The organism is Devosia sp. T2-14 (assembly GCF_055397495.1).
Genome location: NZ_AP027921.1, coordinates 176,850 through 189,733, shown reverse-complemented (window position 1 = coordinate 189,733; position 12,884 = coordinate 176,850). Strand labels below are relative to the sequence as shown.

Sequence of the window (12,884 nt, the reverse complement as noted above, 5' to 3'; positions counted from 1 at the left end):
TCTCAAGCAAAGGGGTTGGACCAGTGGCGGAATTGTCCGGGCGTGCGGCCACGGCTCTTGTGAAAGGCGGCGTTCAGGGTCTCGGCGTGGCCGTAGCCGACGAGGCGGGCGATTTCGCCGATGGTGTAGCCGGTGGTGGCCAGCAGTTCTTCGGCGCGGCTGAGGCGCAGTTCGCGCAGGTGATTGCCCGCTGACGTCTTGTGGGTCTTGCGGTGCATAGTGCGCAGCGCGCTTTCATGCACGCCGATCAGCGAGGCGATGTCGCTCAGCGTGCGCATCTTGTGCAGGGTCTTTGCGGCCTGGCTCCAGGCCATGGCGAGGCGCTCTTCCTGCGGTGAGGCAAATGTCCCGCGGTCGGCATGCGGCGCGCCGAAGCAGTCCATGATGGTCACGAGCAGGTGTTGCCGGCGGGCGATGCCGTCGGGTGTGGGGTGACGCGCCAGCTCAAGGCTGAGCCGCAGCAGGTTCTGGACGTGGAGAGCCTCGCCGGCATTGGGCACCAGAAAGCCGGGGCCGGTCGGCGAAGGGGCGGTGAAATGGCAGATCGAGGCGGTGGCGAAGGTGCCCGTGGCGCCACCGGAAAAGGCGGTGCCAGGCAGGATCAGCACACCGGATGGCGCGACCAGTTTGATGGTCTGGCCCAGCGCGGGAAAGGTGAGGCGGACACTGCCTTCATGGATCCAGAGCAGGTCATGAAACGACCACTCCGCGGGCCCGATCGGCATGCGCCTGTCGAAGCGGCCGAGGCGGTGTTCGCCGAGCGCGATGGAGTGTGGGTCGGGGGCCTGTCTCATGCTGCCAGACCAGCAGGTTTCCACGACCGGAGCCATGGCGGCGTAGCCAGCGCAATCGGATTTCCTCGTTCAGCGTCGTACTGATCACAAGACGATCCGACCGGGCTGGCTTTTGATGGTGACAGGCCGAGAGGGGCCAACCCAAAGGGAGACGCATCATGAGCCAACCAATGGCAAAGCCGAGCAGCCTGAAGCAGGATTTCGACCGCGACGGCTACATCGCCATCCGTCCGTTCTTCGACGCTGCGAAGATGGCTGAGATCAACCGGGAATTCGACCGCTACCTCGTTGAAGCCCTGCCCAAAATGGGTGACGCGGAAGCCTTCTATGAGGACAAGGCCGACCGCACCTCGCTCAAGCAAATGCAGAACATGCAGGCCTACGACGAGTATTTTCGGGTGCTTCTGGAAGCCGCCGAAATCCGTGACCTGGCGGAGATGGCGCTGGGAGAGCCGGTGCGGGCGGTGAACCTGGAATATTTCAACAAGCCGGCCGGTATCGGCAAGCCGACGCCGCCGCACCAGGATGGCTATTACTTCCATTTCAACCCGCCGGCGGCGGTGACCGGATGGCTGGCGCTGGAGCCTGTCGACGAGGAAAACGGCTGCATCCACTACGTGACCGGATCGCATCTGGCCGAAGGCTATCGTCCGCATGGCCGGTCGGAAATCCTCGGATTCTCGCAAGGGATCACCGACTTCGGCAACGAGAACGACAAGGCCAATACCGCAGCGTTTCCGGGTGATGCCGGGACCCTGCTGATGCACCACTCCAAGACGGTGCATTGGGCCGGCGCCAACCGCTCCAAGACACGCGCGCGCCGGGCGCTGGGCTTTGTTTATTTTGGCGTGAGTGCCAAGGTTGATGAGGTCGCGAAGGCCGCCTACCAGGCCAAGCTGCAGGCCGACCTGCGGGCCGCGAACAAGATCTGATCGCAACCCTGGGCGACGGCGTGCCATGGGCCGCCGTCCCCTCGTTTTTCTGCCGACGCGTTCCCCCTCGCGCTTCGCCATTGCCCCCGCTCCCGCCCTCAGTTCAGGGCAATGATCTTGTGCTTGAGCTTGCTGTAGGGCAGGCGCTTGAGGTTGCTGGTGCACAGGCCCGGGCTATCGACATAGAAGCTGGCCCGCGCGATCGGGTCATAGGCGTCGCGATGCGAAACCGCCGCCTTGACCACGATGTAGCTGGCGTCGCGCGGGGCCAGGCCCTGCGAATGCAATTGCCCGATATCCATGGGCGGCATCTTGCGGGTTGAGAGCAGGATGATCGCCTGGTCGTTCTCGACCACTGCGCATGGCCCCATATCGGCGTGGGTGCCGAGCATCGAGGCCAGGTGCGATTTGGGGTTTTCGAGTTCGAAACGGCCGTCGGTCAGGTTGCGGACACTTCCGCGGAATGGGATCGGCTCGCCGTGATGGACGTCGGTCTTGGCGCCAATCGCAATGCTGACGGTGCCGTCGAGCCCGGCTTTTTGGCAGGCGGCAACCGCGTCGGCATCGGCGATGGCGGCCATCACCCCCATCCGGCCCGCGGCCAACAATGGACCAAGTACGCCGGTGGCATCGCCAGGCGTGCCGCCGCCAATATTGTCCGCTGCCTCGATCAGCAGGATCGGCCCGGTTCCCGGAGGCAGGGCGTCGGCACGGGCCAGGGCGGTGGCCAGATCGTCTTCGCGCGGATAGGCCGAAGATAGGTGGGTTTCGAGCAGGGCGGCGAGTCCGTGCAGGTAGTTGGCCGCGGCCGCGGTGTCGCCGGTGGTGACGCAACTCAGGCTGAAGCCGCAGTCGGCAATGTCGGAATAAGCGTATCCGGCCATGACGTTGATGTTGAGCATGGCTGGATCGCGCGCCTCGATGGCACGGGCGGCCGCCAGGATGGCCTTCATCGGGTCGCTGGCGGAGCCGACACCGGTAGGCGGCAAGACGTAGCGCGTGGGCAGATGCACCTGCTGCATGGCAACGCCATCCATGGCCTCGCCGAGCAGAACGGCCGCGGCGACAGCGGCGTCGCGCGCATCGCTGTGCGGGTTTTCACGATAGGCGCGCAGGGCGGTGCTGTTGTCCACCATGGTCTGGGAGACGTTGGCGTGCAGATCCAGCACGGCGACTACCGGGATATCGCGACCGGCCTTGCGCAGAACGTCGCGGATATCGGCGAGCAGTTCGCCTTCCACATCGTCGCTGCTTTGGCTCACCATGGCGCCGTGCAGCACCAGATAAATGCCGTCGAGTTTGGGCAGGTGTTCGGCCAGACCCGCAAAGAAGGCTTCCCGGAACAGCGCCACGGCGGCATCGGCGACTTTGCCGCCGGGCATTGCGGCCATCTGGATGGTGGGCCGGATGGTCCAGCCTTGCGCCAGCGCGTGGCTCAAAAAGCCGTCGCTGGGCGAGGCGTTGCCGAGATTGGCATCGATGGCTGCCTGACCGCGATGAAGCGCCATCGCCTCGAAATCGGCGATCGTGGTGATCTGGCTGAGAAAGGTGTGGGTCTCGTGAAAGAGGCCCCCGAAAAGAACAGTCTTGCTCACAGCATTCGCCTTGTTGGGGAGCGTCAGAAGAAGGTCAGCGCACCGTCGATGACCGCATAGTCATCGTTGACCACGGGAATGAACCGCCACTTGTCGAAGGCAGTGCAGGGATGGGAAATTCCCGAGACCACCATGTCTCCGACCTGCCAATCGGTGCCAGCGCCCAGCCGCACATAGGCGTGCTGATCATTGGTGGCGAAGATCTCGGCTGACCCGACCGGCAGGAAGCCGGTGCCGGGACGGTAGAGCCGGAGCGGCACCGGGAAGCCGGCGTCATAGGGAATGTCGCGCTTGCCCATGCTGAGGAAGGCCAGGCCCGGTTCGGGCGTCGATTGCACATAGGCCCAGGCTTCGAGCGCTGGCTGCAGATCGGATTTCCACGAGCGCCTGGGGTCGGCCTTGGCCACGTTCTGGGCAGCTTGATAGCTGCCGTGATCGTTGGTGATGTAGCAGCCGCTGCGCAGCAGGATCCGCACCGGCACCGTCAGAGCGATGGTCTTGAAGCGCTCGGCGATGAGATCGAAATAGGCCGATCCGCCGCCGCTCAACACGAATTCGTCCAGCCCCGAATAGAGCGCGGCGGGGAGGGTCTGTGCGATATCGACCACCAGATCGGCATAGTCGGAAACCAGCGACGGGGTCTTGTCGATCCCCGGTATCGCGCCTTCGAAGGCGGAGACGCCGGCGAAGTGGAAATGGTTGGGATTTGCCGATGCGATGGCTGTTGCCAGCGCGGCAGCCTGATCCTTGGTGCGGACACCGGTGCGGCCGCCAGCGGCGCCGACCTCGATCAGCAGGCGGATCGGCTGCGCAAGGGTCACGCCTTGCAGGTGGCGTTCCATGTTGCGCAGTTGGGCGACGGAATCGACGAAGCAAAAGAGCGTGAAATCCGGCGCGGCATTGATCTCGGCGGCAATGGTGTGCAGGTGCGCCTTGCCCAGGACCTGGTTGGCGAGCACTACGCGCGGCACGCCATAGTGGCGCATGACCTGCAACTGGTTGACGGTGGCCGCCGTCAGTCCCCAGGCGCCATTGGCGAGCTGCTCGGCGAACAGCTGCGGGCTCATTGTCGTCTTGCCGTGCGGGGCGAGCGACAGGCCATTTTCGGCCAGATACTGGCCGAAAATCCGGGCGTTGGCATCAAGCGCAGAGCGTTTGAGCACGAGCAAGGGCAGGGGCATGTCTTCGTTGAGGACGTTCCAGCCCTGGTCGGCAATCCTGTCGAGGGCGAATGGTTCGGCCGTGCCCGGAATGCCCTTGGTCCGACCGTCGAGAACGGTTTGCCGAATGCTGGAAAGGTCCATCGTGAGGTGCCCCTAGATCTGGTCGAAGGCGGCCATCATGTCGTCGGCATAGGTGGCAAGCGCCACCACGTCGGCACCGACGCTGATCATGTTGTAGCCCATGGACACGTAGTCCTTGAGGTTGGCCTTGCCGGCGACGGTCGCGGCGATCTTGCCGTGCTTGCGCGCCACCTGGGACACGCGTTCGCGCGCCTTGATCACCTCCGGTGCCTGAATCTGGCCGGGGATGCCGAGCGCGACGGAGTAGTCGCCCGGACCGAAGAACAGGCAATCGACGCCGTCGATTTCGGCAATGGCTTCGATCTGGTCGAGGGCTTCGGGGTCTTCGATCTGGTGGCAGACGAAGCGTTCCTTGTTGGCTGTTTCGAGATAGTCGAGGAAGCCGACGCGGGTGAACTGGGCGTCATTGTTGCCGCCATCGACGGCGCGGCGGCCGAGCGGGGCGAACTTGGTCATGTCGCGCACGGCGCGTGCGTCGTCGGCGCTCATCACATGCGGCACGATCAGGCCGGCGGCGTCCATTTCGAAGCTGCGGATATAGTCGCTGTAGCTGCCGCGGCCGACGCGGACGACGGCATCGACGTCATAGATCTTGGCGGCGCGGATCTGGTTTTCGATCTGCTCGTAATTGGCCGAGGTGTGCTCCATGCACAGCCAGATGGCGTCCGGCTGCGCCTGGGCGAAGATCTCGGCGACCTTGGCATCATAGGTGTTGAGCTTGAGCACCTTGGCCACGCCGCCGGCGGCGACGGTGCGCAGGACCCGGCTGGGGCGCATGCGAAACTTGGTGGCGGGGGTCGCGGAGTAGGCCTGATTTTCGGTCATGATGGTGTTTCCAGAGGTGCTATTTGGCCGTGTAGCCGCCGTCGATCGGCAGGTTGACGCCGGTGACGTAGGTCGAAGCGTCCGAGGCGAGGAAGACGATGGCGCCCTTGAGGTCGGTGTCGTTTGCCATGCGCCCCAGCTGGGTGCGGTCGCTGTAGTTCTTGACGAAGGGCGCCGGCTGCCCGTTGTAGAAGCCGCCCGGGGAGAGGCAATTCACGCGCACATTGTCCGCGCCCAGGATGCTGGCGGCCCAACGGGTGAAATTGATCATGCCGCCTTTTTCGTAGTGGTAGATCGGCGAGGGATCGGGGGTCATGTCGGTGCCCTCGTAATTGGCCATTTCAATGCCAACCATGCCCATCATCGAGCCGATATTGATCACCGAGCCCGAGCGCTGGGCGCGCATGGTCTGGCCGAACTGGTGGGTGATCTTGAACAGCGCCGAAGCATTGACGCGCAGGCTCTGGTCGAAGGCATCGAGGTCATGGCCCCAACCCGACAGGGCGGAGCGGGTCACCGCGTTATTGACCAGCACGTCGCAGCGGCCGGCGCGCTCGATGATCGTCTTGTGCAGGGCCTCAATCGAGGCGTCCGATGAGAGATCGAGCGTCAGGGCGGTCACGTCGCGGCCCATGGCGCGCTCTTCGGCGGCCACGGCTTCGAGCTTGGTCTGGTCGCGGGCGGCGAGGAAGGTGGTTGCGCCCGCTTCGGCCAGCGCGGCAACGATCTGGCGCCCATAAAGGCCAGCGCCGCCGGTGACCAGGGCAATCTTGCCCTTGAGGGAAAATGTATCGAGGACCGGCATGGCTATTGGATCTCGTTGAGGAAAATCTTGGCGCCGCCCTGAGCGCGGCTTTCAAGGCCGGCGATCACGAGCTGCATGAGTTCTTGCGTTTCGGCCCAGGGCACCGGAGGCAGGCCGGTGCGCAGGTAGCCGACATAGGATTCGAGCTGCTTCTTGAACGAATAGTAGTTGTCGAAGAACTTGAGCTGCGCGCTGGCGCGGGTGCCGGCCAGCGTCATCAGGCCGAAACCGCCATAGAGGTCTGAGATCACCGACAATGTGATCTCGACGCCGCTGCGATGGCGCAGGTGGACGATATTGGTCCTGTCATCGCCGATGTTCTGAACCGAGACAAAGCCCGGGCCGACTATGGGGTAGACCGCTTCAAGCGCGTGGATGCCATAGGCTTCCCAGCTCTTGGCCATGGTCATGCTGATATGGCGGAGCTGTCCAAATTCGTGGGTGGCGCCGTTGTGGTAGGGCTCGAATTCCTTGCAATAGCGCATGGCGGACGAGCTGATGATCGCCTTGTCCTCGGCAACCCATCTGGAGAATGTCGCGAGATCTTCGGTGCTGGTGCAAAGCGGCTTGTCGACGAAGATCGGGATTCCCGCCTCGACAAAGGGGCGGCAGCGCTCGACATGCTCATGGCCCTTGTCGGTCGCCACCAGAACAGCATCGACATGGCCGATCACGTCTTCGGCGCGCGCCACCACATTGGGGATGTTAGCGACATCGGCCACGGACTCGGCGTCAGCCGGATTGTCGGTCCAGACGTGTGTTACCTTGGCGCCGGGAATGCCCAGCGTCGAAGGCGGCTGCTTGCCGATATAGTCCTTGATGGCGGGATAGGGGCACTGCGCCAGAGCATCGGGATCGTAGCTGCCGTTGAAGATGATGCTCCACGAGAAGGGATGGCCATTGCCCTCCACCATGCCCAGCATGGCCAGTTTCAGGTCTTTATCGCCCAGGGGAAAACGGGTCATCACACTCACCACGCGGTCCAGCCGCCGTCGACATTGAGGACATGGCCAGTGATGTAGCTGGCCGCATCGGACAGCAGGAACGCCACAGGCCCCGCCGTTTCATGGGCCTCGCCCAGGCGGCCGAGCATGGTGGCGCGGCGCAGGTTGTCGCTGAACTCTGCAGAACCGGCCACAGTGGCGGCATGGGGGTAGGGGCCGGGCGCTACGGCGTTCACCCGAATACCGCGCGGCCCGAAATGGCCGGCCATATAGCGGACCATCTGAATCATGCCGGCTTTGCCAGCGCCATATTCGATCGGGTTGGGAGCCATGCCGCCGGGATAATTCGCCGGATTTGGCGCAACGACGCCATACATCGAGGCATACATGACCATGCTGCCGGGCCCCTTCATCTGGGCCGCCGACTCGCGGGCCAGCAGGAACGAGCCGGTGAGATTGATCTGATTGGTGCGGTCAAAATCGGCGGCGGTCAGGTCGTCGAAACGCTTGCCCGTGGAGCCGAAGGTGGCGTTGACGAGGCCGTCAAAGGCGCCGAAGGCCTTCGTGCAGGCGGCGACAGTCGCGGTGATGGAGGCTTCGTCGCCGATGTCGAGGCGGGCGCCGTCAGCCTTGTCTGCACCGGCAATGGCACGGACCGTGGCCAGTGACTGTTCCAGGCGTTCGGTGTTGATATCGGCAATGAAAACCCGGCCGCCCAGGCGCACAACCGCCTCGCAGACTGGGGTTCCCAGAAAACCAGCGCCGCCAGCGACGAGCACGGTTTTTCCAGTCAGTTCGAACATGATGAGCTCCGGCTAGGCGGGAATGGTGATGATGGACTTGTCGGTCCAGGACTGCTTGGCGGCGAGCGCCACCTGCAGGTTCTGTCGTGCTTCCTCGAGGGTCGCCAGGTGGCAGGGCTTGCCTTCCAGCGCATCGAGCATGGCATTGGCCTGGATGGTGAAGCGCGCCTGATGGGCTTCGGTTGGCACCAGACCATCCATGTAATCGTGACTTTCGGCCCAGGCCTTGGCGTCGGTATTGCCGAAGTGGAGCACAGAGTGCTCAAGCATGAGATTGCCTTCGGTGCCGATGAATTCGAACTGGCCGGTATTGCGCTTCTGGAACTGGTTGATGGTCACATTGGCCATCGCGCCGCTTTCGAAGCGGATGTTGACGAGGCAGGTGTCCTCGGTGTCGGTGCCCTGCAGCACCAGCCGGTCATACATGGCACCGACCGAGACGGGGCGGCCCATCAGCCAGATCAGCAGGTCGAATAGGTGGCTGGCGGCATCCAGGATCGCGCCACCGCCCATTTCCGGCCGCGCATAGTAGGTGCGCTGGAAGTCGGGGCGGTATTTGGGGAATTCCTGGCTGGAATTGAGATAGGCGAGGCGCAGGTCGCCGATCTTGCCCGCTGCGATCTGGTCGCGCAGGGCAAGGACTTCAGGGGCGATACGGCGGATATAACCGACGCGCGCCAGAATGCCGGCCTCGGCCACGGCGGCAAGCGCAGCCTCAACGCCATCCATGGTCACCGATAGCGGCTTTTCCACCATGAAGGGCAGGCGCGCCTTGGCGCAGGCCTGCATGATCGGCACGTGCACATGGCCCGGTGCGCAAATGACGGCGAGGTCAAACTTGGTCAGGTCCGCTTCCTCGATCGTGCCGAAAGTCTCGACGATGTCGAACTGGGCTGCGGCCTGTGCGCGCCGGCCGATATCGGGCTCCACCACCGAAAGCGACGCTCGGCCTGTCTGCGAATAGCCGATGAGATGCCGCTTCCCGATACCACCGGTACCGATAACCAAGACTTTGTGCATGAGCCCTCCCGCTTCCATGCTGCCTGCGGATTGCCGCTTGACACCTTAAAAAGGTATGTTGTTATGTTAATGAGATATCTTAGGGTGTCAACACAGCAGTGAGCGAACGTTTTGGGGAAGAAACGTCCGGGAACTGAATGATTAGGGGAATTCGATTCTGCTATCGAGCGGGTTTATCCCGTTCTGCGCAAAATTGACTGTCAGGGAGGACAGCCAGCCATGAGCATTGCGGCGCACGTGTTGCCCAAACTGCCAGCCGATCGACCGGTAATTGACAGTTTTGGTCAACCAAAAATCGCAAATTTGACACCAAACGACGCATCGTGGTTGCCTGTTGCTGCAATTTCGCGGGAGGGCGATGTGGCGACGGTCGACGGTTCTGAAATCGCGCGGCGATTGGCGGAGGATATTCATTCGGGATTGCTCCAGCCGGGGGACATGATCCCTTCGGAGCGCGATCTGTGCGTTCAGTTTGGCGTGGGCCGGAGCGTCGTGCGCGACGCGGTGACCACACTTGAGGCGATGAAACTGATCGCGCATCGCAAGGGGCACCGGCCACGCGTTCTCGTGCCCGACCTGGCGCATGCCATGGCAAGTGCCGCCGAGGCAGCGGGCTATTTCTTCCGCGACAATGAGGGCAGGGCGCATCTGGAGCAGGGACGTCTCTTCCTGGAAACCAGCATGGCTCGCTACGCGGCCGAGCATGCAACCCAGGCCCAGATTGCGCGTCTGATCGCCGCCATCGAGGCTGGCGACGCCGCGATCGACGATATCGCCGGCTTCCGCAATGCCGACGTGCAGTTCCACCGCATCCTGGCCGAAATTCCAGGCAATCCGATTTTCGTCGCCTTGCACGATACCTTCGTCGATCGCCTGATGCGCGGGCGTACGGCGCCTGCCGATGTGCAGGGCCACAACCGGCGCATCAATGACGAGCATAAGGTGATCGTTCAGGCGCTCGTGGCCAAGGATGCCGACACGGCCGTCGCCGCGCTGACCCGGCATCTGACCCGCAACTACACAGTTTACGTCCACAACGCGCTGAGCCCGACCGGGGCGCGCGCGCCTACACAAACATCGAACGGATAAAGGAGAAAGCCTGCCTGACTGGTGCGCCGATGGCGCAAATCCTGGGTTCGCGCAGCGAGGGGTGCGGACTTCGTTAGAAAAATAACAATGAAGCAAAAAGGGGAACACAATGAAGAAGTTGCTCATGCTCGGCACGGCGCTGCTGCTGTCGACCACTGCAATTGGAAGTGCCTGGGCCCAGGCGATCAACAGCAATCCGCTTTCGGATCCGCGCGTTCGTCAGGCCATCGCATATGCCATCGACATGGATACCATCGTCGAAACATTGTTTGAGGGGAAAGCCATCCGCGCCGTCGGCCTGCTGCCGGACGGTCCAAACAAGCCCGATGATCTCGAGCGCTATGACTACAATCCCGACAAGGCCCGCGAACTGCTGGCTGAAGCGGGTTGGGATGCCAGCCGCGAACTGGACGTCGTCTACTACTATGCCGACCAGACCACTGCTGACCTGATGGCCGCACTGCAGGCCTATCTGGCCGATGTCGGTATCGCGATGAACTATCGCATGCTGGAAGGCGATATCGGTTCGCAGATCTCGGTTCCGCCCAAGGACATGGTCAACGGCCCGTCCACCTTCAGCTGGGACATGCTCTACGGCGCCCGCGCCGCGCTGGCGCTGCAGGAATATTTCAACCGCTATGCGCCCGGCCTCAAGCCGATGATCCCCAATATTCCGGAGATGAACGAGCTGGTCGCCAAGGTGAACAGCACGACCGACCCGGCAATCCAGCGCGAGGGCTACCACGCGATGGAACGGATCATCAACAAGAACGTCTACCAGATCCCGCTGTACTACCAGCAGCTCTATACCTATGAGAGCAACCGTCTGCATCGCAACGACATGCCTTACGGCAACGAGCAGTACAACTATAACTGGGGCGTGCAGAACTGGACTGTCGATCCGACCGCGGACGGCAAGAATGTCATGTATACCAACGCCGCTCCGGCGCAGTTCTTCGAAGTGCCGTGGCAGAACCTGGGCATCTGGGTGCAGAACAAGTTTGCGTTCGACACCGTTCTGGAAGCCGATGGCAACCTGATGCCGATCGGCGGCGAGCTGGCTGACGCCTACTCGGTCAGCGACGACGGCCTCGACGTCAGCTTCACCCTCAAGGATGGCCTGACCTGGCATGACGGCACCCCGCTCACGGCCGACGACCTGGCCTGGAGCATCCAGGCGGCGCTGAAGTTCCCGATCACCCATCCGGTCCTGATGTCGACTTTCAAGGCCATCGATGGCGCCGAGGCCTACCAGGCCGGCACCGCCGACAGCGTGAGCGGCATTTCGGTGGACGGCAACACCGTCAACCTCAAGTTCGCTCGCCTCGATCCCAACGTGCTGCTGAGCTTCAGCCAGTTCGCACCGCTGCCCAAGGCCCAGTTCGAAGGCATCGACCTGGTGCAGATCCAGCAGGCGCCCTATTGGCAGAAGCCGATCGGCTCGGGCCCGTTCATGATCGATGAAGTGCGCATGAACGACTACACCACCCTGGTGCCGTTCCCCGCCTATCATGGTGGCGTCGCCAAGATCGACCAGATCATTGCCCGCCCATCTGGCGACAATGACGGCAACCTGCTGGTCAACGCCACCGCCGGCAAGGCCGACTTCGGCTACACCAAGGCGGCCGGTGACGTGCCCGGCCTCGAGGCCCTCAGCTTCATGAAGGTCATCCCGGTCGATATTCCGTACACGCGCATGCTCTGGATCAACCAGTTCCCGCATCCGGAAAAGTAGTCGCTCCGTAAGACCGAGATGCCGCGCCCACAGGCGCGGCATCTCATATGTCGGACCGCGCCAGCGAGGTATTCATGCTGACCTTTATTATCAGGCGCGTCCTGATCCTTATCCCCATGGCCCTGGTGATCTGTTTTCTCGTCTATCTCGGACTGGAACTGACCCCGGGTGATGCCGTCTCCCACATGATCAACCCGGACGCACTGGGTGGCATGGATCCCGCCCAGCTTGAAGAGCTGCGGCAGGCCCTCGGCCTCGGACAGCCCTTCATCGTGCGCTTCTGGATCTGGCTCTCAAGCCTGCTGCAGGGCAATTTCGGCTACTCGATGAGCGGTGGCGTTCCCATCGGGCGCATCCTGGCCGACCGCCTGCCGGCAACGCTGGAGCTTTCCGTAGCGGCGCTTGTGATCTCGACAGTGCTCGGCTCGATTCTGGGCATTGTCAGCGCCCTCAAGCGTGGCAGCAAGACCGACAGCGCGCTCACCGTCGTCGGCATGCTCGGCGTTTCCGTGCCGGAATTCTTCTTCGGCCTCGTCGCCATCCTGATCTTCGGTCTCAATCTGGGCTGGTTGCCGGTCGGTGGCCGCATGATGCCTGGCTATGTCACCTTCTGGGATCGGCTGCCGCACTTGATCATGCCCGCCTCGGTGCTCTCGATCATGCTGACCGCTGGCGTCATGCGCTATGCGCGCTCGTCTATGCTCGATGCGCTCAGCAAGGATTTCATCAAGACCGCCCGCAGCAAGGGCATTCCCGAATGGCGGGTCAATCTGCTGCATGGATTTCGCGTCGCACTGACGCCCGTGGTCGTGCTGATCGGCTTCCGCCTGCCGGTATTGCTCGGCGGCTCGGTGATCATCGAGCAGGTGTTTCAGTGGCCCGGCATCGGCAACGAATTCATCTCGGCCGTGCGTTCGCAGGATTATCCCGTGGTCATGGTCATCGCGCTGCTCTCGGTGATGACGGTGCTCGTCGCCAGCCTCATTGTTGACGTGCTCACCGCCGTCATCGACCCCCGCGTCCGGCTGGGAGACTGAT

Annotated in this window: 12 protein-coding genes; 4 read left to right on the top strand and 8 right to left on the bottom strand. The window is 62.9% G+C overall.

Annotated elements, in window-relative coordinates; translation table 11 throughout:
* Positions 1 to 2: 2 nt before the first annotated feature.
* Positions 3 to 794, bottom strand: coding sequence for a helix-turn-helix transcriptional regulator (locus tag ACZ5WT_RS00950; protein ID WP_464285515.1), 792 nt, complete (start codon positions 792 to 794; stop codon positions 3 to 5).
* A 158-nt stretch (positions 795 to 952) separates the two neighbouring features.
* Between ACZ5WT_RS00950 and ACZ5WT_RS00945 the strand changes: the two genes are divergently transcribed.
* On the top strand, positions 953 to 1,726 hold the full coding sequence (locus tag ACZ5WT_RS00945; RefSeq protein WP_464285514.1) for a phytanoyl-CoA dioxygenase family protein: 774 nt from the start codon (positions 953 to 955) through the stop codon (positions 1,724 to 1,726).
* A 98-nt stretch (positions 1,727 to 1,824) separates the two neighbouring features.
* Here ACZ5WT_RS00945 and ACZ5WT_RS00940 read toward each other — a convergent pair whose 3' ends face one another.
* Genes ACZ5WT_RS00940 through ACZ5WT_RS00910 form a run of 7 tightly spaced genes read right to left on the bottom strand, consistent with a single transcriptional unit; the run spans position 1,825 to position 9,022 of the window.
* Positions 1,825 to 3,321, bottom strand: a complete 1,497-nt coding sequence (locus tag ACZ5WT_RS00940) for a M81 family metallopeptidase (RefSeq protein WP_464285513.1) — start codon at positions 3,319 to 3,321, stop codon at positions 1,825 to 1,827.
* 23 nt (positions 3,322 to 3,344) lie between these two features.
* Positions 3,345 to 4,625 (bottom strand): amino acid deaminase, encoded by a 1,281-nt coding sequence (locus ACZ5WT_RS00935; RefSeq protein ID WP_464285512.1) that lies wholly within the window; start codon positions 4,623 to 4,625, stop codon positions 3,345 to 3,347.
* 12 nt (positions 4,626 to 4,637) lie between these two features.
* Complete coding sequence (locus ACZ5WT_RS00930; protein WP_464285511.1) at positions 4,638 to 5,450, bottom strand: HpcH/HpaI aldolase family protein; 813 nt, start codon at positions 5,448 to 5,450, stop codon at positions 4,638 to 4,640.
* A gap of 19 nt (positions 5,451 to 5,469) precedes the next feature.
* Positions 5,470 to 6,255 (bottom strand): SDR family oxidoreductase, encoded by a 786-nt coding sequence (locus tag ACZ5WT_RS00925; protein ID WP_464285510.1) that lies wholly within the window; start codon positions 6,253 to 6,255, stop codon positions 5,470 to 5,472.
* Positions 6,256 to 6,257: 2 nt separating this feature from the next.
* On the bottom strand, positions 6,258 to 7,220 hold the full coding sequence (locus ACZ5WT_RS00920) for a Gfo/Idh/MocA family protein (RefSeq protein ID WP_464285509.1): 963 nt from the start codon (positions 7,218 to 7,220) through the stop codon (positions 6,258 to 6,260).
* Between the two features lie 5 nt (positions 7,221 to 7,225).
* On the bottom strand, positions 7,226 to 8,002 hold the full coding sequence (locus ACZ5WT_RS00915; protein ID WP_464285508.1) for an SDR family oxidoreductase: 777 nt from the start codon (positions 8,000 to 8,002) through the stop codon (positions 7,226 to 7,228).
* A gap of 12 nt (positions 8,003 to 8,014) precedes the next feature.
* Positions 8,015 to 9,022 carry a Gfo/Idh/MocA family protein gene (locus tag ACZ5WT_RS00910; protein WP_464285507.1) on the bottom strand — a complete coding sequence of 336 codons (1,008 nt, stop codon included), beginning with the start codon at positions 9,020 to 9,022 and terminating at the stop codon, positions 8,015 to 8,017.
* A 219-nt stretch (positions 9,023 to 9,241) separates the two neighbouring features.
* Between ACZ5WT_RS00910 and ACZ5WT_RS00905 the strand changes: the two genes are divergently transcribed.
* The 3 genes from ACZ5WT_RS00905 (at position 9,242) to ACZ5WT_RS00895 (ending at position 12,883) form a co-directional block, all read left to right on the top strand.
* Positions 9,242 to 10,111: an FCD domain-containing protein gene (locus ACZ5WT_RS00905; RefSeq protein WP_464285506.1), complete on the top strand. Its 870-nt coding sequence runs from the start codon at positions 9,242 to 9,244 to the stop codon at positions 10,109 to 10,111.
* A gap of 109 nt (positions 10,112 to 10,220) precedes the next feature.
* The gene (locus ACZ5WT_RS00900; protein WP_464285505.1) at positions 10,221 to 11,846 is read left to right on the top strand and encodes an ABC transporter substrate-binding protein; all 1,626 of its coding nucleotides are present in this window, start codon (positions 10,221 to 10,223) and stop codon (positions 11,844 to 11,846) included.
* A 74-nt stretch (positions 11,847 to 11,920) separates the two neighbouring features.
* A complete protein-coding gene (locus ACZ5WT_RS00895) occupies positions 11,921 to 12,883 on the top strand; it encodes an ABC transporter permease (RefSeq protein WP_464285504.1) in 963 nt (320 codons plus the stop codon).
* Position 12,884: the final 1 nt, after the last annotated feature.